At 56.8% G+C, this 24,646-nt stretch carries 25 protein-coding genes; 12 read left to right on the forward strand and 13 right to left on the reverse strand.

Features of this window, described 5'->3' with window-relative positions; genetic code table 11:
• Window positions 1-108: 108 nt before the first annotated feature.
• Together hcp and hcr are read left to right on the forward strand one after the other, a co-directional pair.
• Window positions 109-1,761 (forward strand): hydroxylamine reductase, encoded by a 1,653-nt coding sequence (gene hcp / locus DAI21_RS19350; protein WP_107703948.1) that lies wholly within the window; start codon window positions 109-111, stop codon window positions 1,759-1,761.
• A gap of 10 nt (window positions 1,762-1,771) precedes the next feature.
• Window positions 1,772-2,740: an NADH oxidoreductase gene (hcr, locus tag DAI21_RS19355; protein ID WP_102105160.1), complete on the forward strand. Its 969-nt coding sequence runs from the start codon at window positions 1,772-1,774 to the stop codon at window positions 2,738-2,740.
• 105 nt (window positions 2,741-2,845) lie between these two features.
• Here the strand turns inward: hcr and DAI21_RS19360 are convergent, their stop codons facing one another.
• A complete protein-coding gene (locus DAI21_RS19360) occupies window positions 2,846-3,280 on the reverse strand; it encodes a DoxX family protein (protein WP_100777029.1) in 435 nt (144 codons plus the stop codon).
• 152 nt (window positions 3,281-3,432) lie between these two features.
• Between DAI21_RS19360 and poxB the strand changes: the two genes are divergently transcribed.
• From poxB to DAI21_RS19380, 4 genes are all read left to right on the forward strand, one after another.
• Window positions 3,433-5,151: a ubiquinone-dependent pyruvate dehydrogenase gene (poxB, locus tag DAI21_RS19365; protein WP_100777030.1), complete on the forward strand. Its 1,719-nt coding sequence runs from the start codon at window positions 3,433-3,435 to the stop codon at window positions 5,149-5,151.
• 38 nt (window positions 5,152-5,189) lie between these two features.
• Entirely contained in the window at window positions 5,190-6,191 is a 1,002-nt protein-coding gene (ltaE, locus tag DAI21_RS19370; protein WP_107703949.1) for a low-specificity L-threonine aldolase, read from the forward strand.
• A 10-nt stretch (window positions 6,192-6,201) separates the two neighbouring features.
• Complete coding sequence (locus tag DAI21_RS19375) at window positions 6,202-7,638, forward strand: SDR family oxidoreductase (RefSeq protein ID WP_107703950.1); 1,437 nt, start codon at window positions 6,202-6,204, stop codon at window positions 7,636-7,638.
• Window positions 7,639-7,730: 92 nt separating this feature from the next.
• Entirely contained in the window at window positions 7,731-8,744 is a 1,014-nt protein-coding gene (locus DAI21_RS19380) for an NAD(P)-dependent oxidoreductase (protein WP_100777033.1), read from the forward strand.
• Here DAI21_RS19380 and DAI21_RS19385 read toward each other — a convergent pair whose 3' ends face one another.
• Window positions 8,745-9,572, reverse strand: coding sequence for an N-acetylmuramoyl-L-alanine amidase (locus tag DAI21_RS19385; RefSeq protein WP_107703951.1), 828 nt, complete (start codon window positions 9,570-9,572; stop codon window positions 8,745-8,747).
• Window positions 9,569-9,892 carry a heavy metal-binding domain-containing protein gene (locus DAI21_RS19390; protein ID WP_100777035.1) on the reverse strand — a complete coding sequence of 108 codons (324 nt, stop codon included), beginning with the start codon at window positions 9,890-9,892 and terminating at the stop codon, window positions 9,569-9,571. Before DAI21_RS19390 ends, DAI21_RS19385 begins: the two co-directional genes overlap by 4 nt.
• Before the next feature lie 229 nt (window positions 9,893-10,121).
• Between DAI21_RS19390 and DAI21_RS19395 the strand changes: the two genes are divergently transcribed.
• From DAI21_RS19395 to artJ, 6 genes are all read left to right on the forward strand, one after another.
• A complete protein-coding gene (locus DAI21_RS19395; RefSeq protein ID WP_107703952.1) occupies window positions 10,122-10,640 on the forward strand; it encodes a lipoprotein in 519 nt (172 codons plus the stop codon).
• Window positions 10,641-10,856: 216 nt separating this feature from the next.
• Complete coding sequence (artP, locus tag DAI21_RS19400) at window positions 10,857-11,585, forward strand: arginine ABC transporter ATP-binding protein ArtP (protein ID WP_100777037.1); 729 nt, start codon at window positions 10,857-10,859, stop codon at window positions 11,583-11,585.
• Between the two features lie 19 nt (window positions 11,586-11,604).
• Window positions 11,605-12,336, forward strand: coding sequence for an arginine ABC transporter substrate-binding protein ArtI (gene artI / locus DAI21_RS19405; protein ID WP_102105164.1), 732 nt, complete (start codon window positions 11,605-11,607; stop codon window positions 12,334-12,336).
• Between the two features lie 6 nt (window positions 12,337-12,342).
• Window positions 12,343-13,059 (forward strand): arginine ABC transporter permease ArtQ, encoded by a 717-nt coding sequence (artQ, locus tag DAI21_RS19410; protein ID WP_100777039.1) that lies wholly within the window; start codon window positions 12,343-12,345, stop codon window positions 13,057-13,059.
• Window positions 13,059-13,727: an arginine ABC transporter permease ArtM gene (artM, locus tag DAI21_RS19415; protein ID WP_107703953.1), complete on the forward strand. Its 669-nt coding sequence runs from the start codon at window positions 13,059-13,061 to the stop codon at window positions 13,725-13,727. Before artQ ends, artM begins: the two co-directional genes overlap by 1 nt.
• A 171-nt stretch (window positions 13,728-13,898) precedes the next feature.
• Window positions 13,899-14,630, forward strand: a complete 732-nt coding sequence (artJ, locus tag DAI21_RS19420) for an arginine ABC transporter substrate-binding protein ArtJ (RefSeq protein ID WP_100777041.1) — start codon at window positions 13,899-13,901, stop codon at window positions 14,628-14,630.
• A gap of 46 nt (window positions 14,631-14,676) precedes the next feature.
• On the opposite strand, the gene DAI21_RS19425 is transcribed toward artJ, so the two are convergent.
• The 10 genes from DAI21_RS19425 to rimK all read right to left on the reverse strand — a co-directional run bounded on the left by DAI21_RS19425 (window position 14,677) and on the right by rimK (window position 24,616).
• The gene (locus DAI21_RS19425; RefSeq protein ID WP_107703954.1) at window positions 14,677-16,149 is read right to left on the reverse strand and encodes a sensor histidine kinase KdpD; all 1,473 of its coding nucleotides are present in this window, start codon (window positions 16,147-16,149) and stop codon (window positions 14,677-14,679) included.
• Complete coding sequence (locus tag DAI21_RS19430) at window positions 16,133-16,840, reverse strand: response regulator transcription factor (protein WP_100777043.1); 708 nt, start codon at window positions 16,838-16,840, stop codon at window positions 16,133-16,135. The genes DAI21_RS19425 and DAI21_RS19430 overlap by 17 nt, the downstream gene beginning before the upstream one ends.
• A 127-nt stretch (window positions 16,841-16,967) precedes the next feature.
• Entirely contained in the window at window positions 16,968-18,095 is a 1,128-nt protein-coding gene (gene rlmC / locus DAI21_RS19435) for a 23S rRNA (uracil(747)-C(5))-methyltransferase RlmC (protein ID WP_107703955.1), read from the reverse strand.
• A gap of 40 nt (window positions 18,096-18,135) precedes the next feature.
• Window positions 18,136-18,633 (reverse strand): YbjO family protein, encoded by a 498-nt coding sequence (locus DAI21_RS19440; RefSeq protein ID WP_228483451.1) that lies wholly within the window; start codon window positions 18,631-18,633, stop codon window positions 18,136-18,138.
• A gap of 42 nt (window positions 18,634-18,675) precedes the next feature.
• A complete protein-coding gene (potI, locus tag DAI21_RS19445) occupies window positions 18,676-19,521 on the reverse strand; it encodes a putrescine ABC transporter permease PotI (protein ID WP_100777046.1) in 846 nt (281 codons plus the stop codon).
• Window positions 19,518-20,471, reverse strand: a complete 954-nt coding sequence (gene potH / locus DAI21_RS19450) for a putrescine ABC transporter permease PotH (RefSeq protein WP_100777047.1) — start codon at window positions 20,469-20,471, stop codon at window positions 19,518-19,520. Before potH ends, potI begins: the two co-directional genes overlap by 4 nt.
• A gap of 9 nt (window positions 20,472-20,480) precedes the next feature.
• Entirely contained in the window at window positions 20,481-21,614 is a 1,134-nt protein-coding gene (gene potG / locus DAI21_RS19455) for a putrescine ABC transporter ATP-binding subunit PotG (protein ID WP_100777048.1), read from the reverse strand.
• Window positions 21,615-21,711: 97 nt separating this feature from the next.
• Window positions 21,712-22,824 carry a spermidine/putrescine ABC transporter substrate-binding protein PotF gene (gene potF / locus DAI21_RS19460; protein WP_100777049.1) on the reverse strand — a complete coding sequence of 371 codons (1,113 nt, stop codon included), beginning with the start codon at window positions 22,822-22,824 and terminating at the stop codon, window positions 21,712-21,714.
• Window positions 22,825-23,181: 357 nt separating this feature from the next.
• Window positions 23,182-23,658: a YbjN domain-containing protein gene (locus DAI21_RS19465; protein WP_100777050.1), complete on the reverse strand. Its 477-nt coding sequence runs from the start codon at window positions 23,656-23,658 to the stop codon at window positions 23,182-23,184.
• A 55-nt stretch (window positions 23,659-23,713) separates the two neighbouring features.
• Window positions 23,714-24,616, reverse strand: a complete 903-nt coding sequence (gene rimK, locus DAI21_RS19470) for a 30S ribosomal protein S6--L-glutamate ligase (protein WP_107703956.1) — start codon at window positions 24,614-24,616, stop codon at window positions 23,714-23,716.
• Window positions 24,617-24,646: the final 30 nt, after the last annotated feature.

The following is a 24,646-nucleotide window of genomic DNA, read 5'->3' on the forward strand; positions in this document are numbered from 1 at the left end:
GCGTTAAATCAATCTCCCTTTACTTTGTCGAAGAAAGACCTTTTCTCTGTCCGGTCACAGGCATAACCTTAAACATGTATCTAAAATATAACTTTAACAGGTGTGATTATGTTTTGTGTGCAATGTGAACAAACCATCCGTACCCCAGCTGGCAACGGCTGCTCCTACGCGCAGGGCATGTGCGGTAAAACCGCAGAAACGTCTGACCTGCAGGATCTGCTGATTGCAGCCCTGCAAGGCCTCTCCGCCTGGGCGGTAAAAGCGCGCGAATACGGCATTATCGACCACAATATCGACAACTTCGCGCCGCGCGCATTCTTCTCCACGCTGACCAACGTCAACTTCGACTCTCCTCGCATCGTGGGCTACGCGCGCGAAGCCATCGCCCTGCGTGAAGCGCTGAAAGCGCAAAGCCTGAGCGTGGACGCGAACGCTGCCGTCGATAACCCTATGGCTGGGCTGCAACTGGTGAGTGACGATCTGGGGGAACTGCAGCGTCAGGCGGCGGAATTCACCCCGAACAAAGACAAAGCGGCGATTGGCGAGAACATTCTCGGCCTGCGTCTGCTGTGCCTGTACGGCCTGAAAGGGGCGGCGGCCTATATGGAACACGCCCACGTTCTCGGTCAGTACGACAACGACATTTATGCCCAGTACCACAAAATCATGGCGTGGCTCGGCACCTGGCCTTCCGACATGAACGCCCTGCTGGAGTGTTCAATGGAAATCGGCCAGATGAACTTCAAAGTGATGAGCATTCTGGATGCAGGCGAAACCAGCACCTACGGCCATCCGACGCCGACTCAGGTCAACGTCAAAGCCACTGCCGGGAAATGCATTCTGATCTCCGGCCACGACCTGAAAGATCTCTACAACCTGCTGCAACAGACCGAAGGCACGGGTGTGAATGTCTACACCCACGGCGAAATGCTGCCTGCCCACGGCTACCCGGAACTGCGTAAATTTAAGCACCTGGTCGGCAACTACGGCAGCGGCTGGCAGAACCAGCAGGTGGAGTTCGCCCGCTTCCCAGGCCCTGTCGTCATGACCTCCAACTGCATCATCGATCCGACCGTCGGTGCCTATGACGACCGTATCTGGACGCGCAGCATCGTCGGCTGGCCGGGCGTAAGCCACCTCGAAGGCGATGATTTCACACCGGTCATCACCCAGGCGCAGCAGATGGCAGGCTTCCCGTTCAGCGAAATTGAACACCTGATCACCGTCGGCTTTGGTCGCGAAACCCTGCTGGGTGCGGCGGATTCCCTGATCGACCTGGTGAGCAGCGAAAAACTGCGTCATATATTCCTGGTCGGCGGCTGTGACGGCGCGCGCGGCGAACGTAACTACTTCACCGATTTCGCCACCAGCGTGCCGCAGGACTGCCTGATCCTGACCCTGGCGTGCGGGAAATACCGCTTCAACAAACTGGACTTCGGCGATATCGAAGGCCTGCCGCGTCTGATCGATGCCGGTCAGTGTAACGATGCCTACTCGGCGATCATTCTGGCGGTAACGCTGGCCGAGAAACTGGGCTGCGGCGTGAACGATCTGCCGCTGTCACTGGTGCTCTCCTGGTTCGAACAAAAAGCGATCGTGATCCTGCTGACGCTGCTGTCGCTGGGCGTCACCAATATCGTGACCGGCCCGACGGCACCGGGCTTCCTGACCCCGGATCTGCTGGCGGTGCTGAACGAAAAATTTGGTCTGCGTTCCGTGACCACCGTAGAAGAAGACATGCAGCAACTGCTGAGCGCGTAAGGAGTTTTTCATGACGATGCCTACCTCACAATGCCCGTGGCGGATGCAGGTTCATCACATCCATCAGGAGACGCCGGATGTGTGGACGCTGTCGCTGCTGTGCCATGATTTTTACCCGTATCGCGCCGGACAGTATGCGCTGGTGAGTGTCCGCAATTCTGCGGACACCCTTCGCGCCTACACCCTTTCCTCGACGCCGGGCGTGAGTGAGTACATCACGCTCACCGTGCGTCGGATCGATGACGGTGCCGGTTCACAGTGGCTGACGAACGAAGTGAAGCGCGGGGATTATCTGTGGCTCTCCGACGCCCAGGGGGATTTCGTCTGCGACGATAAAGCTGACGATAAATTCCTGATGCTGGCGGCGGGTTGCGGCGTGACGCCGGTGATGTCGATGCGTCGCTGGCTGGCGAAGAACCGTCCGCAGGCTGACGTACAGGTGATTTTCAGCGTTCGCTCTCCGGAGGATGTGATTTTCGCCGACGAGTGGCGCAATTATCCGGTCACCCTGGTCGCCGAGAATAACGCGACTCACGGATTTGTCGCGGGCCGTCTGAGCCGCGAACTGCTGCAAAGCGTGCCAGATATCGCCTCTCGCACCGTGATGACCTGCGGCCCGGCGCCGTATATGGAAATCGTGGAGAACGAGGTGAAAGCGCTCGGCGTGACCCGCTTCTTTAAGGAGCAGTTCTTCACGCCAGTGGCCGAAGCCGCCACCAGCGGGGTGAAATTCACTAAACTGCAGCCTGCGCAGACCTTCTTCGGCCGCGTCGGTACCACGCTGCTGGAAGCGCTGGAGAGCAATAACGTTCCGGTCGTTGCGGCCTGTCGCGCGGGCGTGTGCGGGTGCTGTAAAACGAAAGTGGTTTCTGGCGACTACACCGTGAGCAGTACGATGACGCTGACGGATGCGGAAATTGCCGAGGGTTACGTGCTGGCCTGTTCTTGTCATCCGCAGGGTGATTTGGTTCTGGCATAAACTGTGCACCATAAACTGTGCACAATGTGCCGGGCAGCTTTGCGGTTGCCCGGCCTACCCTCTTCTGGCCCGGTAGATATTAGGCTGCCGGGCTTTTTAGTATTCTCAACGCCAGGCCGGATCGCGCGCCAGTGAATAACGCCCTGCTCCCATAAAGGCCACGGCCAGTGCGCCAATGAAGAAATAGACCAGACTTTCAATCGCCCATGCGCCTACCGCATCCAGCGCAAAGGTTTTGCCGGTACCGACCATCAGCCAGGCAACGATCATCGTAAACGCCAGCACCAGCGCCGCCGGACGGGTCAGGATCCCCAGCACAATCAGAACCGGTGCCACCACTTCGCCAATCAAAACGCCATAGGCGATAAACCCCGGCAGCCCTTTTTCCACCAGCATGCCGCTAATAAACCCCACGCCGCCAAACAGCTTGTGTAAACCGTGAAACAGCATCAACCCGCCGACCGCCAGACGTAATAACAATTTGCCAAAATCATCATGCGTTAGCGTTCTATTAACAGCAATTAACAATGATTTAACCATCTGAAATGATTCCTGTTTTCACCCTGTAGGCCATCAGAATATGACGAAAGGTTGTACAAAGAAAGTCACTATTAATCAGGGGGATTAAACGGGCATAACGCCCAGTTTCTTCTAAGCTTGTAAGCGTTATCACAAAACGGAGATGGACAACCATGAAACAGACCGTAGCGGCCTACGTAGCAAAAACCTTGGAACAAGCTGGCGTCAAACGCATCTGGGGCGTCACCGGCGATTCTCTCAACGGCTTAAGCGACAGCCTCAACCGAATGGGCACCATTGACTGGATGCCGACGCGCCACGAAGAGGTGGCGGCCTTTGCCGCAGGCGCGGAAGCGCAGCTGACGGGCGAGCTGGCGGTATGCGCGGGTTCGTGCGGGCCGGGCAACCTGCATCTGATTAACGGTCTTTTCGACTGTCACCGCAACCACGTCCCGGTGCTGGCGATTGCGGCGCATATTCCGTCGAGCGAAATTGGCAGCGGCTATTTTCAGGAGACGCATCCCCAGGAGCTGTTCCGTGAATGTAGCCACTACTGCGAACTGGTTTCCACACCGGAGCAGATCCCGCAGGTCATGGCGATCGCCATGCGCAAGGCGATCCTCAATCGCGGCGTGTCGGTGGTGGTTCTGCCGGGCGACGTTGCGCTCAAAGCCGCGCCCGAAGGGGCCAGCACCCACTGGTATCACGCCCCGCAGCCGGTGGTAACGCCTGCGGAAGAGGAGCTGAAAAAGCTGGCGCAGCTGCTGCGCTACTCCAGCAATATCGCGCTGCTGTGCGGCAGCGGCTGTGCGGGCGCGCATAAAGAGTTAGTCGAATTTGCCGGGAAAATAAAAGCCCCCATCGTTCACGCGCTGCGCGGCAAAGAGCATGTGGAATACGATAACCCGTACGATGTCGGTATGACCGGCCTGATTGGTTTCTCGTCCGGGTTCCACACCATGATGAACGCCGACACCCTGGTGCTGCTCGGCACCCAGTTCCCGTACCGGGCGTTCTATCCGAGCGACGCAAAAATCATTCAGATCGACATCAATCCCGGCAGCATTGGCGCGCACAGTAAGGTTGATATGGCGCTGGTGGGCGATATCAAAGCCACGCTTGCCGCCCTGCTGCCGCATCTGGAAGAGAAAACCGACCGCAAGTTCCTCGACAAAGCCCTGAGCGACTACCGTGACGCGCGCAAAGGGCTGGACGATCTCGCCAAACCGAGCGACAAAGCCATTCACCCGCAGTACCTTGCGCAGCAGATCAGCCATTTTGCCAGCGACGACGCCATCTTTACCTGCGATGTGGGCACCCCCACCGTCTGGGCGGCACGCTATCTGAAAATGAACGGTAAACGCCGCCTGATCGGTTCGTTCAACCACGGCTCGATGGCAAACGCAATGCCGCAGGCGCTGGGGGCACAAGCCACTGCACCGGAGCGTCAGGTGGTGGCCATGTGTGGCGACGGCGGGTTCAGCATGCTGATGGGCGATTTCCTCTCCGTCGTGCAGATGAAACTCCCGGTTAAAATCGTGGTGTTCAACAACAGCGTGTTAGGTTTTGTGGCGATGGAGATGAAAGCCGGGGGCTATCTGACGGACGGCACCGAATTGCATGACACTAATTTCGCGAAGATCGCCGAAGCCTGCGGGATTCCCGGCATCCGCGTGGAAAAGGCCGCGGACGTGGATGAAGCCCTGCAGCGCGCCTTCTCCATCGACGGCCCGGTGCTGGTGGATGTGGTCGTTGCCAAAGAGGAGCTGGCGATCCCGCCGCAGATCAAACTGGAGCAGGCGAAAGGCTTTAGCCTGTATATGTTGCGCGCCATTATCAGCGGGCGCGGCGACGAAGTGATCGAACTGGCAAAAACCAACTGGCTCAGGTAAAACATCTCACATCACCTTTAAAACTATAGGGATGTGAAATGATAGACCTGCGCAGTGATACCGTAACCCGTCCGAGCCGCGCCATGCTCGAAGAGATGATGGCCGCCCCGGTCGGGGATGACGTTTACGGTGACGATCCCACCGTAAACGAACTTCAGCGCTACGCCGCCGAATTAAGCGGTAAAGAGGCGGCGCTGTTCCTGCCAACCGGCACCCAGGCGAACCTGGTGGCGCTGCTGAGCCACTGCGAACGCGGCGAAGAGTATATCGTCGGCCAGGGTGCCCATAACTACCTGTATGAAGCCGGTGGCGCTGCGGTGCTCGGCAGTATTCAGCCGCAGCCCATTGATGCCGCGCCCGACGGCTCCCTGCCGCTGGACAAAGTCGCCGCCAAAATCAAAGCCGACGATATTCACTTTGCCCGCACCAAACTCCTGAGTCTGGAAAATACCCACAACGGCAAAGTGCTGCCGCGCGAGTATCTGAAGGCCGCATGGGAGTTTACTCGCGAGCGCAAATTGGGTCTGCACGTCGATGGCGCGCGTATTTTTAACGCCGTCGTGGAGTATGGCTGCGAGCTAAAAGAGATCGCCCAGTATTGCGATTCGTTCACCATTTGCCTCTCAAAAGGGCTGGGGACGCCGGTCGGCTCACTGCTGGTCGGCAATGCGGACTACATCAAGCGCGCCAACCGCTGGCGTAAAATGACCGGCGGCGGCATGCGTCAGGCCGGAATTCTGGCGGCAGCGGGGCTGTACGCGCTTAAACATAACGTTGCCCGTCTGCAAGACGATCACGATAACGCGGCATGGATGGCGGCGCAGCTGCGCGAGATCGGCGCGGATGTGATGCGTCACGACACCAATATGCTGTTTGTTCGCGTTGGCGAAGAGAACGCGGCGGCGCTGGGTGAGTATATGAAAGCGCACGGCGTGCTGATAAACGCCTCGCCGGTTGTGCGTCTGGTGATGCATCTCGACGTGAGCCGCGAGCAGCTGGCGGAAGTGGTAAAACACTGGCAGGCCTTTTTACAGCATTAAGGAGCACAACGTGCCGCAACGTATTCTGGTGCTTGGTGCCAGCGGTTATATCGGTCAGCATCTGACGACGGCGCTCAGCCAGCACGGACATCAGGTGCTGGCAGTGGCACGTAATGTGGAACGGCTGCAAAAACTCGCGCTGCCCAAAGTCACCTGTCACACAGTGGATCTCAACTGGCCAAAAGAGCTACCGACGCTGCTGGAAGGCGTCGATACGCTCTATTATCTGGTACACAGCATGGGCGAAGGCGGTGACTTTATCGCCCATGAGCGTCAGGTGGCGCTGAATGTGCGTGACTCGCTGCTGCAAACGCCGGTAAAGCAGATTATTTTTCTCAGTTCCTTACAGGCTCCTGAACACGAGCAATCGGACCACCTGCGCGCCAGGCAGCTGACAGGGGAAATGCTCCGTAGCGCAGGGATCCCACTGACGGAGCTGCGGGCGGGCATTATCGTCGGCGCGGGTTCTGCCGCCTTCGAAGTGATGCGCGATATGGTCTATAACCTGCCGGTGCTCACGCCGCCGCGCTGGGTGCGCTCACGTACCACGCCGATTGCGCTGGAAAACCTGCTGCACTATCTGGTCGAACTGCTGAATCATCCGACGGAAAGCCATCGCGTGCTGGAAGCCGCCGGGCCGGAGGTGCTGAGCTATCAGGAGCAGTTCGAACACTTTATGACCGTCAGCGGCCGTCGTCGCTGGCTGGTGCCCGTCCCCTTCCCAACCCGCTGGATTTCGGTGTGGTTTTTGAATGTCATCACCTCCGTTCCATCCACGACCGCCAAAGCGCTGATTCAGGGGCTGAAGCACGATCTGCTGGCCGACGACCGCGAGCTGCGGGCGCTGATTCCACAAAATCTGATCCGCTTTGACGATGCGGTACGCAACACCCTCAAAGAGGAAGAGGAGCTGATGAACTCCAGCGACTGGGGTTATGACGCTCAGGCCTTTGCCCGCTGGCGGCCAGAATACGGCTATTACCCGAAACAGGCCGGTTGCACGGTGAAAACAACCGCCAGCCTGGCGGCGCTGTGGGAGGTGATCAACCAGATCGGCGGCAAAGAGCGCTATTTCTTTGGCAATATTCTCTGGGAAACGCGCGGGATGATGGATCTGCTGGTCGGGCATAAACTGGCAAAAGGCCGCCCTGCGCACCCATACTTGCAGACGGGCGATAGCGTGGACAGCTGGAAGGTGATCATCGTTGAGCCGGAAAAACAGCTGGCGCTATTGTTCGGCATGAAAGCGCCGGGTCTGGGCCGCCTCTGCTTTACCCTAAAAGACAAAGGCGATCACCGGGAGCTGGACGTTCGCGCCTGGTGGCATCCGCACGGAATGCCAGGGCTGTTCTACTGGCTGTTCATGATCCCAGCGCACCTGTTTATCTTCCGGGGGATGGCAAAGCGTATTGCGCATCTTGCAGAAGGAATCACGCAAAAAGTCTGATTTAAACTCTGATTCTTTCACCTTTCCCATTGCATCGTGACGTAATTCACGGAAGAATGCGCACGAAATTCTTTTCAACACAGTGGATAGATATGAAGGTACTGGTTACCGGCGCCACCAGCGGCTTAGGCCGAAATGCGGTCGAGTTTTTGCGTCAGAAAGGCATCAGCGTCAGAGCCACCGGTCGCAACGAAGCGATGGGTAAACTCCTGCAAAAAATGGGCGCGGAATTCATCCACGCCGATCTGACAGAGCTGGTGTCTTCGCAGGCCAAAGTCATGCTCGCCGGAATCGATACACTGTGGCACTGCTCCAGCTTTACCTCTCCCTGGGGAACGCAGCAGGCGTTCGACCTGGCTAACGTTCGCGCCACTCGCCGCCTCGGTGAATGGGCCGTCGCCTGGGGCGTACGCAACTTTGTGCATATCTCCTCCCCGTCGCTCTATTTTGATTATCACCACCATCGCGATATTCAGGAAGATTTCCGCCCGGCGCGTTTCGCCTGTGAGTTTGCGCGCAGCAAAGCGGCCAGCGAAGAGGTGATCGATCTGCTGGCGCAGTCAAACCCGCACACCCGTTTCACCGTTCTGCGTCCACAGAGCCTGTTTGGGCCACACGACAAAGTGTTTATCCCGCGTCTGGCGCAGATGATGCACCACTACGGCAGCGTGCTGCTGCCGCGCGGCGGCGATGCGCTGGTGGATATGACCTACTACGAGAATGCGATCCACGCGATGTGGCTGGCCAGTCAGTCCGAGTGCGATCATCTGGTGTCCGGCCGCGCCTACAACATCACCAACGGCGAGCCGCAGACGCTGCGCAGCATCGTCCAGCGCCTGATCGATGAGCTGAACATTCACTGCCGCATTCGTTCTGTGCCCTACCCGATGCTGGACATGATCGCCCGCAGCATGGAGCGCTTTGGCAATAAATCGGCGAAAGAGCCGGCGCTGACCCACTACGGCGTGTCAAAGCTTAACTTCGATTTTACGCTGGATACCACGCGCGCTGAAACCGAGCTGGGTTATCAGCCCATCGTCACGCTGGATGAAGGGATCGTGCGCACAGCAGCCTGGCTGCGCGACCACGGCAAACTGCACCGGTAATTATCCCTGCCCGTATTTCTCTAACAACGCGCTGGCAATCGCCAGCGTTTCTGCATCGGCAATACCGTTCCACAGCTGGGGACGGTAGTGCATCTGGAAGACCATAATCACCCGTTTTTGCTGCGCCTCGGTGCTGTTCTCCGGCACGTCATAGCCGTAGCGCGCCAGCAGATCGAGCAACGCTGCCGTCTCTACGCGCTCATACTTCGACTTTCCGTTGAGATAAAACGTCACGCGGGCGGGATCGGGCCAGGCACCTATGCCCTGCTGTGCCAGCTGCTGCCAGGGGAACAGCGGGCCGGGATCGTCTTTACGCTGCGGGGCAATATCCGAATGGGCCACCACGTTTTCCGGTTTGATGTCATAGCGGGCAATAATGTCTTTGGCGAGGGGAATAAGCGCCGCAATTTGCGCCGGTTCAAACGGGGTGAAGATTTTCTCGCCGTTCGACTTTTGCCAGCCACGGTTTTCCAGCTCAATACCAATCGAGGTATCGTTGATGCGATTCGTTCCGCGCCAGAAACTGATCCCCGCGTGCCAGGCTAAATCTTTCTCCGGCACCAGCTGCCAGATACGCGGTTTGCCGGACGGCTCAGGCGGTCTGGCCGGAATCAGATAGTGGGAGCTGACGTTTTTGTCCGTGAGCGTCGCAAGTGAGCTGTCAAAATCATCGGCGGTATAGTGAATGACCAGCACTTTGATCCGCGGATACGCCGCCTGCGCCTGATGCCGCGTGTCCAGCTCGTAGGCCCCTTTATCGATAATCCCTTTCTCTGCGCAGCCTGCCAGCAACACCGCCAGCAGGAGCGTGGACCCCAAACGTTTCATCGGCGCGTTTTCACCGCCGTACCGCTGACGCTCACCATCAGCATGCTGGCGTCTTTGCCGACCGTTTCGTAGTCGATATCAATGCCCACAACGGCATCCGCGCCCAGGGATTTGGCCTGCTCGCCCAGCTCTTTAAACGCGATTTCCCGCGCTTTGCGCAGCTCTTTCTCATAGGCACCCGAACGCCCGCCGACGATATCGCGGATCCCGGCAAAAAAGTCGCGGAAGATGTTCGCGCCAAGGATGGCTTCACCGGTGACAACGCCGCAATACTCGACAATCGGCTGTCCTTCCAGAGTCGGGGTGGTGGAAAATTGCATGTTTATCTCCTTCAATACTCAAAATAGTCACGTAGTCACAAGGCGGCACGTGAGAGAATCCCCCGTAGCTGACGTGAGTCAGTGAACGGGTGAACGAACGCGTTAAATGCATCGGCATGCGGAAGTATGACGATTATTTAACGTTCAATGCGTTAGCGGATTAACTCAGCCGCATTATCGGTTCGTTACGCTATTATTGAAAGGATAGTTAATCATTAAGGAAATCAACATGCGCTATTCTGCTTTGACGCTTTTAGTGCCGTGCGCGCTGCTGCTCAGCGCCTGCACCACCACGGTGACACCGGCTTTTAAGGATATCGGGACACGCAGCGGTCCGTGCATTGACGGCGGCCCGGATGCCGTGGCTCAACAGTTCTATGATTACCGCATTTCGCATCGCAGCAGCGATCTCACCGCTCTGCGCCCGTACCTGAGTGACAACCTGGCGAAACTGCTTAACGATGCCTCGCGCGATCCGCAGCACAACGCGCTGCTGAAATCCGATCCGTTCTCCAGCCGCACCACGCTGCCTGACCGCGCAGACGTCTCCAGCGCCTCTACCATCCCAAACACCGATGCGCGCAACATCCCGCTGCGAGTCAAACTGACGCAAGGCAGCCAGAGCTGGCAGGATGAAGTGCTGATGATCCGTGAGGGCCAGTGCTGGGCTATAGATGACGTGCGCTACATCGGCGGCAGCGTCCACGCCCCAGCCGGTACGCTTCGCCAGTCGATAGAAAATCGTTAAACAAAAAAGTTTCCCCCGTAAAATGTGCGGCATTTCGCGAGGAATGCCGACATTTATTCTCGCCCCCTATGCCCTTCGCTATTTTGTGCTATGTTTAAACCTGAATACGGTTTATATTTAACTTTTAACGCATAAATATTGCATAACTATTCTGTCAACGGTACTATCTGCGGCCTCAATTGCTATAGATTGCCTGGATGAGTAAAGACTGCCCCGATGAGTATTCAACTAAACGGCATTAACTGCTTCTACGGCGCACACCAGGCGCTGTTCGACATCACGCTGAACTGCCCAGAGGGCGAAACGCTGGTTTTGCTCGGCCCAAGCGGTGCGGGCAAAAGCTCACTGCTGCGCGTCCTCAATCTGCTTGAAATGCCACGTTCCGGCACGCTCGCGATTGCCGGAAATCATTTCGATTTCGCCAAAGCCCCTTCTGATAAAGCGATCCGCGATCTGCGTCAGAACGTCGGCATGGTGTTTCAGCAATACAATCTCTGGCCGCACCTCACCGTGCAGCAAAACCTGATTGAAGCGCCCTGCCGCGTGCTGGGTTTAAGCAAAGATCAGGCCCTCGCCCGCGCTGAAAAGCTGCTCGAACGTCTGCGCTTAAAACCTTACAGCGATCGCTATCCGCTGCACCTGTCCGGTGGACAGCAGCAGCGTGTCGCCATTGCCCGTGCGCTGATGATGGAGCCGCAGGTACTGCTGTTCGATGAGCCTACCGCCGCGCTGGACCCGGAAATTACCGCCCAGATCGTCAGCATCATCCGCGAGCTGGCCGAAACCAATATCACACAGGTGATCGTGACCCATGAAGTGGAAGTGGCGCGCAAAACCGCCAGCCGCGTGGTGTACATGGAAAACGGTCATATTGTTGAACAAGGTGATGCGAGCTGCTTTACCGCCCCGCAAACCGACGCCTTTAAAAACTATTTATCTCACTGATGTGTTAGGGAAAATGACAATGAAAAAAGTACTGATAGCCGCGCTGCTTGCCAGCGTCAGCCTTTCCGCTACCGCAGCACAGACGATTCGTTTTGCCATGGAAGCGTCTTACCCTCCGTTTGAATCCATGGATGCCAGCAATAAGATCGTGGGCTTCGATGTGGATCTGGCGAACGCGCTGTGTAAAGAGATCGACGCCACCTGTACCTTTACCAACCAGGCGTTCGACAGCCTGATCCCAAGCCTGAAGTTCCGTCGCTTCGACGCGGTAATTTCCGGAATGGACATCACGCCAGAACGTGAAAAACAGGTGCTGTTCACTCAGCCGTACTATGAAAACTCGGCCCTGTTCGTCGGCCAGAAAGGCAAAATTGCGGATATCGCCGCGCTGAAAGGCAAAAAAGTCGGTATGCAGAACGGCTCCACGCACCAGAAATTCATCACCGATAAGCACCCGGAAATCACCGTTGTGCCTTACGACAGCTACATGAACGCCAAGCTGGATATGCAGAATGGTCGTATTGATGCCGTGTTCGGTGACACTGCCGTGGTCACCGAGTGGCTGAAAGCCGATCCGAAACTGGCCGCTATCGGCGATAAAGTGACAGACAAAGATTACTTCGGTACCGGTCTGGGCATCGCTGTTCGTCAGGGCAACACTGACCTGCAGCAGAAGCTCAATACTGCGCTGGATAAAGTGAAAAAAGACGGCACGTACGAAACCATCTATTCCAAATGGTTCCAGAAGTAAGATCTGATGAACGAAATTTTTCCTTTAGCAAGTGCCGCCGGGATGACCGTCGGCCTTGCCGTTTGCGCACTCATTATCGGCCTTGTGCTGGCGATGTTCTTTGCGGTGTGGGAGTCAGCCAAATGGCGCCCGGTCGCATGGGCGGGCTCAGCGCTGGTGACGGTTCTGCGCGGGCTGCCGGAAATCCTGGTGGTTCTGTTTATCTATTTCGGCTCCTCACAGCTGCTGTTAACGCTGTCGGACGGCTTTACCCTTAATCTCGGCTTTGCGCAGATCCCGGTGCAGATGCAGATTGAAAACTTTGACGTCAGCCCGTTCCTGTGCGGCGTGATTGCCCTTTCTCTGCTCTACTCCGCCTATGCGTCTCAGACGCTGCGCGGCGCGCTGAAAGCGGTGCCTGTGGGTCAGTGGGAATCCGGCCAGGCGCTGGGCTTATCGAAAGCCGCCATTTTCTTCCGCCTGGTGATGCCGCAGATGTGGCGGCATGCCCTGCCAGGTTTGGGCAACCAGTGGCTGGTGCTTTTGAAAGACACCGCGCTGGTGAGCCTGATTAGTGTGAACGATTTAATGCTGCAAACCAAAAGCATCGCCACCCGCACCCAGGAGCCTTTCACCTGGTATATCGTTGCGGCGGCTATCTACCTGGTGATCACGTTGCTGAGCCAATACGTTCTCAAACGTATTGATCTGCGCGCAACGCGTTTTGAACGGAGACCAGGCTGATGCTTGAGTATTTACCGGAGCTGATGAAAGGGCTGCACACCAGCCTGACGCTGACCGTGGCGTCTATCGTGGTGGCACTGATTCTGGCCCTCTTTTTCACCATCGTTCTGACGCTGAAAACGCCGGTGCTGGTGTGGGTGGTTCGCGCCTATATCACACTGTTTACCGGTACGCCGCTGCTGGTGCAGATCTTCCTGATTTACTACGGACCGGGCCAGTTCCCGTCGCTGCAGAACTACCCTGTTCTCTGGCATCTGCTGTCTGAACCCTGGCTGTGCGCGCTGATTGCGCTCTCCCTGAACAGTGCGGCATATACCACGCAACTGTTTTATGGTGCGATTCGCGCCATTCCGGAAGGCCAGTGGCAGTCCTGCGGGGCGCTGGGCATGAGCAAGAAAGACACGCTGGCGATCCTGCTGCCGTATGCGTTCAAACGCGCACTCTCTTCCTACTCCAACGAAGTGGTGCTGGTGTTTAAAAGTACCTCTCTGGCTTACACCATTACGCTAATGGAAGTAATGGGCCACGGCCAGCTGTTGTACGGACGCACCTATGATGTGATGGTCTTTGGCGCAGCCGGTCTGGTTTACCTGGTGGTGAACGGCCTGCTGACCCTGCTGATGCGTCTTATCGAGAACAAAGCGCTGGCCTTTGAGCGTCGAAACTAACTGCATAATCACTGCATCACGAAAACGGGTAAGTCTAACGACTGCCCGTTTTTTTTATTTCAATAAAAATACTTAATCATAAATATTGCATACAAATTCATTAACTGGCATTGTACATCCATGCCGCAGACACGGCGCATAATGACAAGATTGACAGACGGGAGCATTAAAATGAAAAAGTTAGTTCTGGCTGCATTACTGGCAACATTCGCCGCAGGCGCATCGGCTGCAGATAAAATCAATTTCGGCGTTTCAGCGACCTATCCGCCGTTCGAATCGCTGGATGCCAGCAACCAGATCGTGGGTTTTGATATCGACCTCGCCAAAGCGCTGTGCAAACAGATGCAGGCCGACTGCACATTCACTAACCACGCGTTCGACAGCCTGATCCCGTCTCTGAAATTCAAAAAATATGACGCGGTGATTTCCGGTATGGACATCACGCCAGAGCGTAGCAAGCAGGTCTCCTTTACCGACCCGTACTACGCCAACTCCGCGGTGGTGATTGCGAAGAAAGGGGCTTACACCTCTTTTGATCAGCTGAAAGGCAAACGCATCGGGATGGAAAACGGCACCACGCACCAGAAATACCTGCAGGATAAGCATCCGGAAGTGAAAACCGTGGCCTATGACAGCTACCAGAATGCGATCATCGACCTGAAAAATGGCCGTATTGACGGGGTCTTTGGCGATACGGCGGTGGTGAACGAGTGGCTGAAAACCAATCCACAGCTGGGTACCGCGACCGAGAAAGTGACCGATCCGCAGTATTTCGGCACCGGTCTGGGTATCGCTGTACGCCCGGATAACAAAGCCCTGCTGGAAAAACTGAACGGCGCGCTGAAAGCGATTAAAACTGACGGGACTTACCAGAAAATTAGCGACCAGTGGTTCCCGCAGTAATTTTAAAATGATAGTGCCGGGTGGCGGTTGCGCCGCCCGGTTTTTCTTAAAGCGGCACAAAAAAGCGGAATGTCGCCCCCGGTTCAGAATCCAACAGACTGATTCCCCCCCCATGTAGCTCCAGCATCTTTTTCACGATTAACAGCCCTAACCCACCGCGATTCTCCCGCGACGCCTGTTGGCTTAACGCCGAGGGACGCTGGAACAATTCTTCGCGCAACGACGCCTCAATGCCCGGCCCGCTGTCGGTCACTTCTACCTGCAGCTGTTCATTCTCCTGCCACACGGAGAGCCGGATATCGCCGCCCGACGGCGTATGACGCACGGCGTTATCCAGCAGATTCGTCACTACCCGCTCGATCATCGACACATCGGCAAACACCAGCGGCAGCGGCCCCGGCACGTCGATATGCAGCCGAAGCTGGCGCGTCTGGGCGGTCAGTTCAAATTTTTGTGCCACGTCAGAGATCAGTTCCGCCATCGCAAAACGCTCGCGCTGCGGCTTGATGCCGCCGTGCTCCAGCCGGGCCAGCTCAAACAGCTGCTGCGAGAGATGACGCACTTTTTGCCCCTGTCTGAGCGCCGTCGCCAGATACTGCTGATGCTGCGCGGCGCTCAGGGTGGCGGATTTCAGCGACAGGGTTTCCAGATAGCCCAGTAACGACGTCAGCGGCGTGCGTAAATCGTGAGAGATATTGGCGATAAATTCCCGGCGCTGCCGGTCGCTGTCGGCCAGCCGGTCCCACTGCGTGGTGATCTGGCGCGCCAGCTCGATAAACGTATTACGCAGCTGCGTCACTTCATCCGCCGAGCCTGGCACCGGCGTTTGCGCTGCCAGCTGTTTAATGGCGCTGATACTGTCCTGCTCCAGTCCGGACACTTCCGCCGTCAGCCTTTTTACCGGCCGCGTGACCCAGTACCAGACCAGTCCTCCCGCCAGCAGGGCAAAGCCCGCCACCAGCAGCAGAGACCACATTACCGTGCTCCAGAGCGTCTTGTGCCATGCCATATCCGCCAGAGCGTTAAACTCCTCGCCCTGCAGGATAATATACAGATAGCCGCGCAGCTCCCCGTCCTGGCGCAGCGGCGTTACGCTAAACACTTTCTGTTTATCCAGGCTGCGCGGATCGTCACCGTACACCGGCCAGCTGGTACCACTGAGAAAAGTTTGCAGCGGCGCGATGGCGATTTTTTGCCGCTTAATATGCCCCGGCGGTGCGGCGTCGGCCAGCAGATCGCCATCGGGTGAGATCACGTACAGTTCAACGCTGGGATTAAAGGTCATCAGCCGATCAAACAGCGGTTTCAGGCGGCTGCGGTCAACGCCCCCTTCGGCGTCCAGCACCGGCTCGCGCTGAAGGATCTGCTGCGCCAGACTGCTGGAAAGACGCTGCACCATGGCGTTACCGTACTGTTTGCTGGCGTAGAGTTGCACCACACAGGCCACGGTGGCACAGAGGATCAGCAGCAGGATAAACAGCAGCGTCAGCCGCTGACTGAGGCTAAGACGTCGCATCATGGTTCAGTTCCGCAAATTTGTAGCCTTTGCCCCAGACGGTGCGAATAATTTCCGGCTCGGCGGCATCTTTTTCGATTTTGATCCGCAGGCGGTTAATGTGGGTGTTAACGGTGTGCTCGTATCCTTCGTGCTGATAACCCCAGACCTGTTCCAGCAGCGCCAGCCGGGAAAAGACCTCGCCGGGGTGACGGGCAAAAAACCAGAGCAACTCGAATTCGCGCGGCGTGAGATCCACCTCTTTGCCGTGCAGACGCACGCTGCGGGCGAGCGGATCAAGCGTCAGCCCGTGCGCGACAATCGTGCCGCTGGTCTGCGCCTGCCCCATCGCCTGCTGACGGCGAAACAGGGCTTTGATACGGGCAATCAGCTCCTGCACGGAGAAGGGTTTGGCCAGGTAATCGTCGGCGCCGGTTTCAAGCCCGGTGATGCGGTCGGTTTCACTGCTGCGGGCGCTGATGATGATAATCGGCAGATAGCGGGTAAGCTGACGGATGCGGCGGCAGATCTCCAGGCCGTCCACGTTCGGGAGCATCAGATCGAGGATCACCGCGTCCCAGTGGGTGCGGTCGAGCAATTGCAATGCCCGCGCGCCGTCCGCTTCGTGCGTGATCGCATAGCCTTCGTCTTCGAGGTTTAATCGCAGCAGTGACGCAATATCGCTGTCGTCTTCCACCAGCAGGATGTGCTTCATCGGTAAGCCTTACTTCATCGTGAATAGTTCAAGCTTACCTGATTTTAGGGCATGGAAGAGTTCACATTTTGTTGAAGATTGTGCGGGAGGGGGTCGGGCGGCGCTGCGCTGACCCGACTTATCTTTTTTATCTGCGAGTCAGCAGCGTCAACACTTCATAGTGCGCCGTATGCGGGAACATATCGAAAAGCTGTACCCGCTCGACGCGATAGCCCGACAGCATCGCGATATCTTTGGCCATGGTCTGCGCATTGCAGCTGGAGTAGATAAGGGTTTTTGGCGCCATCTGGCTCAGGTATTCGCAAAGAGCTTTACCGATGCCGCGACGCGGAGGGTTCACCAGCACCAGGTCCGGGACGCTGCCCTGCCCCGTGGCAAACTGCGTGGAGTCCAGCGCCTGGAAATGGAGATCCGTTAAGCCCAGCTCGGCGGCAGACTGCTTCGCGCAGGCAATCGCCTCGGCGGAGATCTCGATCCCGGTCAATTTCATGTTCGGCGTCGCGCAGTGCAGGCCAAACCCGCCAACCCCGCAGAAGAGATCCCACATATGATCGATGTTTAACGCCTGCACCCAGTCACGCGCCGTGGCGTACAGTCGGCTGGCAACCACCGGGTTGGTCTGGAAGAAACTGTGTGGGCGGATCCACAGCGGCACGCCGTTGAAATTCTCGGCCAGCGCCTGCTGTTCAGTGAAGAAGATCTCTTTCTCCCCTTCCATGATCGCCATATGCACCGGCTGAATGTTCGCGGTAATCAGCTTCAGCTGCGGCAGCTGCTGTTGCAGCCAGGGGAGCGCTGCGCGCAGTTGTTTAAGCTTGGTTTCAGATCGCAGCACAAAGCGCAGCATCATCCCGCCGTCGAGCTGGCTTTCCGTCAGCAGGAGATATTTCAGCTCACCGCGCTGACGGGCGACGTTGTAAGGCGTCAGACCAGCGCGGGCGATAAAGGGTTTCAGCGCGGCAAACACCGGCTCAAAGGAAGCGGGATAGAGCGGACAATCCGTGAGATCTTCCGGCGTGCCATCGCGATGCAGCATGCCGAGCAGCGGCCTTTCGACGCTACCGCTGACAACCATTTTGGCTTTATTGCGAAAGCCCTGCTCCGGTCCACTGACGGGCGCGCACCACTCCGCGACCGGATGTTCAACAAGCAGCTGCTGGAGATCGGCCATTTTGGCGGTAAGTTGCTGGGAAACCGGCTGTTCTATCCACTGACAGGAGCGGCAGCGACCGGCGTCATAAAGTGCGCACTGCATAGGAAAACCTCATTGTTCGCGAGGGCAGCGATTATACACATTATTGCAGGCGGAAGAACCGTCGGCTGGATGCCGGGACAAACAGCAGGAACAGCACCAACAGATCAGGCAATTTCTGCATCACCAGTGAACGGAAAATTTCCCGCTTCGACTCCCCGGCAATACTGAACAGCTCAGGGTAGCCGTATCCAATCGAGGCGGCCCACAGATACCCCGTGGCGATCACCTGAGTCAGGAGATAGACCCAGCGCGCCCAGTTACGCCCTTTCGCCAGGGAAAAGGCGCAGTAAATCTCGACGAACACCAGCACCAGGCTTGCGAAAAAGACCAGCGTCAGATTCCATGTCTGTACGCTGCGATGGATAAATTCGACCACGCCCCGCACGCCGAGCATGTTAAACACCATCAGCAAATCCAGGCAGCGAATCAGAATAATGGCGAGCGCAGCTACCTGCACCAGTGCAGGTACATTGAGGCGCGCATGCGAATGTCGTGATTTGGTAAACAGTCCCAATGTTTTTACTTCCCTGAAAAACAGTGCCGCGACAGGCGCGGCACTTCATTGAGAATTTTAAATGCTTCAGCCGCGTCTTGCACGCTGGATATCACGCACACGCTGTTTTTCCGCCCGCGCCATCAGATACCAGGCGATAAAACCGACAATACCCACCACACCGAGGATGATCGACGCCAGGGCGTTGATCTCCGGGTTAACGCCCATTCGCACGCTGGAGAAGACCAGCATCGGCAGCGTGGTCGCCCCAGGCCCGGAGACGAAGCTGGCAATCACCAGATCGTCCAAGGACAGGGTAAACGCCAGCAGCCAGCCGGAAATCACCGCAGGCATGATCATCGGAAGCGTAATGATGAAGAAGACCTTCAGCGGCGTTGCACCGAGATCCATCGCCGCCTCTTCGATGGAGTGATCCAGTTCGCGCAGGCGCGACGAAATCACCACAGCCACATAGGCGGTACAGAAAGTCACATGCGCCAGCCAGATCGTCAGCATGCCGCGATCAGCCGGCCAGCCGATGGCGTGCGCCAGCGCGACAAACAGCAGCAGCAGCGACAGACCGGTAATCACATCAGGCATGACCAGCGGCGCGGTGATCATAAAGGCAAAGCCGTTCGAGCCACGGAAGCGACCAAAACGCACCATCACCATCGCTGCAATCGTGCCGAGAATCGACGCCATGGTCGCCGCACAGGCGGCGATGGTCAGACTCAGCCCCACCGCGCTCATCATCGCGTCATCGCGGAACAGTTCGCCGTACCAGCGCGTCGACCAGCCCGCCCAGACCGTCACCAGTTTGGAGCTGTTAAACGAGTAGATGACCAGCATCAGCATCGGCGCGTAGAGGAAGGTAAAGCCGAGCACCAGAATCACAATTCGCCACGGGGAGCGCACCACCGGTAAGTTGTTCATCCGTGATCTCCCATCTGTTTTTGCTGATGTTTGTGGAACCACATGATCGGCACGATCAGCAGAAGCAACATCACAATCGCCACCGCCGACGCCACCGGCCAGTCGCGGTTATTGAAGAACTCCTGCCACAGCACGCGGCCAATCATGATGCTGTCCGGGCCGCCGAGCAGTTCCGGGATCACGAACTCGCCCACCGCCGGGATAAAGACCAGCATAGACCCCGCAATAATCCCGCCTTTGGTCAGCGGCACAATCACCTGGAAGAAGGTTTTCAGCGGACGCGCGCCGAGATCCAGCGAAGCTTCCACCAGCGAGTAGTCAATCCGCGTCAGCGCCGTGTAAATCGGCAGCACCATAAACGGCAGATAGGCGTACACAATCCCGATATAGACCGCCAGATTGGTGTGCAAAATCGTCAGCGGCTGATCGATAACGCCGAGCCACATCAGGACATTATTCAGCACCCCGTTGTTTTTCAGAATGCCCATCCAGGCATACACGCGGATCAGGAATGAAGTCCACGACGGCAAAATCACCAGCAGCAGCAGGATGTTGCGCGTCGAGGGTTTGCTGTGCGCCACCGCCCAGGCGAGCGGATAGCCCATCGCCAGACAGCAGATCGTCGAGATCGCCGCCACCTGCAGCGACTGCAGATAAGCTTCAAAATAGAGCGGATCGTCCGTGAGCTGGAGAAAGTTCCCGAGATTAAGGGTGATCGACAGCTGGCCGTCGGCCCACTCCATCAGATTGGTGTACGGCGGGATCGCGCGCGCCATCTCCGCGAGGCTGATTTTAAAGACGATCAAAAACGGCAGCAGGAACAGCAGGATCAGCCATACGTACGGCATGGCAATCACCAGCTTACGGCCATGCGCCATCTGCATGCGCGTCAGCCACTGCGCGAAACCGCCCGATTTTTGCACGCGGGCCGGTGGTTCAAGTGTATTCATGGCCACTCCTTATACCGTCAGCACAACGCAGCTGTCCGCATCCCAGCACAGGCGCACTTCGTCGCCCCAGGTCGGCAGCCCCTTACGGTAGCGGTGTTCATTCTGCAACTGGGCGCTGATCATCTGCCCGCTTTTGAGGCGCACGTGATAGATCGAGAGATCGCCCAGATAGGCAATATGGACCACTTCGCCGACGGCAAAGTTATAGCCATCCGCAGGCGGCTCTTCGCAAAGCATGATTTTTTCCGGGCGCAGGGCCACGTAGACCGGGACGTTGTCGACAATCGACGCGTCCGGATCGACTTTGAGCGGATGCACCAGCCCCGGCGAATCAATCACCAGACCGTCCTCCTGACGATCCTTCAGCAGCCCTTCGAAGACGTTGACCGAGCCAATAAACTCGGCGCTGTAGCGGGTGGTCGGATGTTCATAAATCTCTTCCGGCTCGCCGATTTGCACGAACTTGCCGCGGTTCATGATCGCGATGCGCCCGGCCATGGTCATCGCCTCTTCCTGATCGTGGGTAACCATCACGCAGGTCGCACCGACGCGCTCAAGGATATCCACCACTTCGAGCTGCATGCGGTCGCGCAGTTTTTTATCGAGCGCCCCCATCGGCTCGTCGAGGAGCAGCAGTTTCGGGCGTTTTGCCAGGCTTCTTGCCAGCGCCACGCGCTGACGCTGGCCGCCGGAAAGCTGATGCGGCTTACGTTTCGCAAACTCCTGCATATGCACCAGGCTCAACATTTCCGCCACGCGTGCGGCGATTTCCGCTTTCGGCAGCTTGTCCTGCTTGAGGCCAAAGGCAATGTTCTGCTCCACCGTCATGTGGGGAAACAGCGCGTAGGACTGGAACATCATATTGATCGGGCGTTCATAAGGTGGAACGCGGGAGAGGTCGACACCATCCAGCATAATTTGTCCGGACGTCGGTTGTTCAAATCCGGCCAGCATGCGCAGCAGCGTGGATTTCCCGCAGCCTGATGCGCCTAGCAGCGCAAAAATTTCGCCTTTATAAATCGTCAGACTGACGTCGTCCACGGCGTGCTGGCCGTCGAACGATTTGGTCAGATTACGGACTTCAAGGAGCGGAGTCAGCGCTTTACGGGTTTTCGCCTGCGGGCGGGGGATGGTTTCATTCACGGGGTGCTCTCCGGCAGAAATCTAAAATAGTGCAAACGCACCCGAACGGTGCGTTTTGCCGGGCAGCGCAACGCGTGCCCGGCGTGCATAACCGCTGTTATTTACCGCTTTTCACCTTCGTCCACGCACGGGTACGCACGCGGTCGATTTTCGGATCCTGCACTTTCAGTGTGAACATTTTGGCGCGCACGTCAGCCGGTGGGTAAATTCCCGGGTTATCACGCACTTCCGCGCTCACCAGCGGTGTCGCTTCTTTGTTGGCGTTGGCGTAGAAGACGTGGTCAGAAATATGCGCAATCACGTCCGGACGCAGCAGATAGTTAAGGAACTGATAGGCTTCGTCTTTGTTTTTCGCATCCGCAGGCATCGCGAAGACGTCGAAGAAGGCCATCGCCCCCTCTTTCGGAATCGAATAGGAGATGTTCACGCCGTTTTTAGCTTCTTTCGCGCGATTCGCTGCCTGCCAGACGTCACCCGCCCAGCCAATCGCCACGCAGATGTCACCGTTGGCGAGATCGTTAATGTACTGGGAGGAGTGGAAGTAACGAATGTTTGGACGCAGCTTCAGCAGCAGATCCGTCGCCGGGCCGGTGTAGTCGTCGGCTTTGGTGCTGTTCGGATCTTTGCCGAGATAGTTCAGCACGGTGGCGAACACCTCTTCAGGCGCATCAAGGAAGGAGACGCCGCAGCTTTTCAGTTTTTCGAGGTTCTCTGGTTTCAGCACCAGATCCCAGCTGTTCACTGGCGCATCTGCACCCAGCGCTTTTTTCACTTTGTCGACGTTATAGCCAATGCCGGTGGTTGCCCACATGTACGGCATGGCGAATTTGTTTTCCGGGTCATGTTTGGCGATAAGCTTCAGCAGCTCAGGATCGAGGTTTTTCCAGTTTGGCAGCTTGCTTTTATCCAGCGGCTGGAACACGCCCGCAGTGAGCTGACGCTCAAGGAAGCTGGCTGACGGCACGACCAGGTCGAAGCCGGTGCTACCTGCCATCAGTTTGCCTTCGAGCACTTCGTTAGAGTCGAAGACGTCGTAAACCACTTTAATCCCGGTCTCTTTTTCGAAATTCGCAACCGTGTCCGGCGCGATATAATCAGACCAGTTATAGACATGCAGCGTTTTTTGTTCCGCAGCGAGCGTGCCGGCAGAGACAGCCATCAGAGCACCCGCAACCAGACCCGATAACCATTTTTTATTCAAGGCGATCATATCGTTATTCCTTATGAAAGCTCGTTAACTGTTGTTAACAAACGAACTACAACCATGCAATTGGTGATATGCAAGAATCATGCATACTTTGTCGCTCTGCCTGACGCAAAAGAAAAAATCTTTTGGCAGTTTTTGCTCGCTTTTTTAAGCTCCGCAAGAATAACTGTAGCCCGTGCCCCAGGCTATAGCCCAGATTAAAAAACGCCTTTTATCAATTTTTTATGCAGGATCTGTCTATGTGATAAGCCGAAATGGCCTGCGATGAGGTGAATAATTCTTTAAAGAAAGGTTACAGGCAGAGGAAAATTTTGTGATGTGCAGCCGCCATGGCAGCGACTGCGTGCAGGTCGGAAAGGCTTAGTGCAGGAACGATTCACGTGAATCGTTATTCTCCATTTCCTCTTCCGTGGTAAAGAGTAAATGGTGCGCGCTGGCTTCCAGCATGACCATGGAAATCTGCTCTTCGCTCTGGCGCATAAACCAGGCAAACTGCTTGAACGACACCCCTGCCCCGGCGAATAAAGACTGGCAAACCACCAGCTTTGGCAGATTATCATCCTGTATGTCGAGAAATGCTTTCACCGTCAAAGAACCGGCATTAATGGCCGACAAATCAGACGCCAACGCCAGTAATGCCGAGGGCTTGACCTCCGCCAGCGCCGAGAAAAGCACAACGTCGTTAATCAGATCGATTTTGGCATCAAACACGCCGTCGAAATTTTGCATATGTGGCAGGTGCAACGCCTGACAGGAATCACACTCAAAATAGGTGATGCCTGCATCGTCGAGCCATTGACGTAACGTATCCAGTGTTGGAACGACCTGTAAATCCATAGCAGTGCAGCCTCTTAGATAAAAACTTCGCTTAGATTACGCAAAAAATGCAGCCCTAACCACCCGTTTTCAGGCAAAAGCCCGGCGTGGCGTGGCGTTCGATCCAGGAGATCATTTTACCGGCGATATCTATTCCGGTGGTTTTTTCGATGCCTTCAAGGCCGGGTGATGCATTGACTTCCATCACCAGTGGCCCGCGATGGGCGCGCAGAATATCGACGCCAGCAATATCCAGCCCCAGGGTTTGCGCCGCTTTGATGGCAATCTCGCGTTCGCGATCGCTGATGTCAGCGATCCGCGCCACGCCGCCACGGTGCAGATTCGAGCGAAAATCACCGTCTTTCGCCTGACGTTCAATGGCGGCCACCACTTCGTCGCCGACCACCAGGCAACGAATGTCGCGCCCTTTCGCCTCTTCAATATATTCCTGCACCAGAATGTGAGCGTTGAGACCACGAAAGGCGTCGATCACACTTTCGGCAGCCTGGCGCGTTTCTGCGAGCACCACACCGATACCCTGCGTGCCTTCCACCAGTTTCACCACCAGCGGCGCGCCACCGACCATGTCGATCAGATCGCTGGTATCGTCCGGCGAATGGGCAATGCCGGTGACAGGCAGATCGATCCCCTGACGGGCGAGCAGTTGCAGGGAGCGGAGCTTGTCACGCGCACGGGTAATAGCGACGGATTCATTCAGCGGATAGCTGCCGAGCATTTCAAACTGGCGCAGCGCGGCGGTGCCGTAGAAGGTAATTTGCGAGCCGATGCGGGGGATCACCGCATCGAAGTGCGGCACATGGCGGCCTTTGTAATGTATCGAGGACGCCGCCGGGCTGATGTTCATATAGCACGACAGCGGATCGAGGATCTCAACCAGATGGCCACGCTTATTAGCTGCCTCAAGCAGACGTTTACACGAATAGAGCGTTCCATCCCGGGACAAAATGGCAATTTTCACCCTGCACCTCTCTAAAGACTCGATAAAAGC

Source organism: Lelliottia sp. WB101, assembly GCF_003051885.1.
GTDB classification, from domain to species: domain Bacteria; phylum Pseudomonadota; class Gammaproteobacteria; order Enterobacterales; family Enterobacteriaceae; genus Enterobacter; species Enterobacter nimipressuralis.

What these genes read in the sequence shown, in the direction of transcription:
- potH (WP_100777047.1), bottom strand. Translation starts at nt 20,471, where the DNA reads ATGAATACACTTGAACCACCGGCCCGCGTGCAAAAATCGGGCGGTTTC.
- artI (WP_102105164.1), top strand. Translation starts at nt 11,605, where the DNA reads ATGAAAAAAGTACTGATAGCCGCGCTGCTTGCCAGCGTCAGCCTTTCC.
- potF (WP_100777049.1), bottom strand. Translation starts at nt 22,824, where the DNA reads ATGATCGCCTTGAATAAAAAATGGTTATCGGGTCTGGTTGCGGGTGCT.
- artQ (WP_100777039.1), top strand. Translation starts at nt 12,343, where the DNA reads ATGAACGAAATTTTTCCTTTAGCAAGTGCCGCCGGGATGACCGTCGGC.
- DAI21_RS19360 (WP_100777029.1), bottom strand. Translation starts at nt 3,280, where the DNA reads ATGGTTAAATCATTGTTAATTGCTGTTAATAGAACGCTAACGCATGAT.
- DAI21_RS19380 (WP_100777033.1), top strand. Translation starts at nt 7,731, where the DNA reads ATGAAGGTACTGGTTACCGGCGCCACCAGCGGCTTAGGCCGAAATGCG.
- DAI21_RS19465 (WP_100777050.1), bottom strand. Translation starts at nt 23,658, where the DNA reads ATGGATTTACAGGTCGTTCCAACACTGGATACGTTACGTCAATGGCTC.
- DAI21_RS19425 (WP_107703954.1), bottom strand. Translation starts at nt 16,149, where the DNA reads ATGATGCGACGTCTTAGCCTCAGTCAGCGGCTGACGCTGCTGTTTATC.
- artJ (WP_100777041.1), top strand. Translation starts at nt 13,899, where the DNA reads ATGAAAAAGTTAGTTCTGGCTGCATTACTGGCAACATTCGCCGCAGGC.
- DAI21_RS19390 (WP_100777035.1), bottom strand. Translation starts at nt 9,892, where the DNA reads ATGCAATTTTCCACCACCCCGACTCTGGAAGGACAGCCGATTGTCGAG.
- rlmC (WP_107703955.1), bottom strand. Translation starts at nt 18,095, where the DNA reads ATGCAGTGCGCACTTTATGACGCCGGTCGCTGCCGCTCCTGTCAGTGG.
- DAI21_RS19430 (WP_100777043.1), bottom strand. Translation starts at nt 16,840, where the DNA reads ATGAAGCACATCCTGCTGGTGGAAGACGACAGCGATATTGCGTCACTG.
- DAI21_RS19385 (WP_107703951.1), bottom strand. Translation starts at nt 9,572, where the DNA reads ATGAAACGTTTGGGGTCCACGCTCCTGCTGGCGGTGTTGCTGGCAGGC.
- hcr (WP_102105160.1), top strand. Translation starts at nt 1,772, where the DNA reads ATGACGATGCCTACCTCACAATGCCCGTGGCGGATGCAGGTTCATCAC.
- artP (WP_100777037.1), top strand. Translation starts at nt 10,857, where the DNA reads ATGAGTATTCAACTAAACGGCATTAACTGCTTCTACGGCGCACACCAG.
- DAI21_RS19395 (WP_107703952.1), top strand. Translation starts at nt 10,122, where the DNA reads ATGCGCTATTCTGCTTTGACGCTTTTAGTGCCGTGCGCGCTGCTGCTC.
- hcp (WP_107703948.1), top strand. Translation starts at nt 109, where the DNA reads ATGTTTTGTGTGCAATGTGAACAAACCATCCGTACCCCAGCTGGCAAC.
- poxB (WP_100777030.1), top strand. Translation starts at nt 3,433, where the DNA reads ATGAAACAGACCGTAGCGGCCTACGTAGCAAAAACCTTGGAACAAGCT.
- potI (WP_100777046.1), bottom strand. Translation starts at nt 19,521, where the DNA reads ATGAACAACTTACCGGTGGTGCGCTCCCCGTGGCGAATTGTGATTCTG.
- ltaE (WP_107703949.1), top strand. Translation starts at nt 5,190, where the DNA reads ATGATAGACCTGCGCAGTGATACCGTAACCCGTCCGAGCCGCGCCATG.
- artM (WP_107703953.1), top strand. Translation starts at nt 13,059, where the DNA reads ATGCTTGAGTATTTACCGGAGCTGATGAAAGGGCTGCACACCAGCCTG.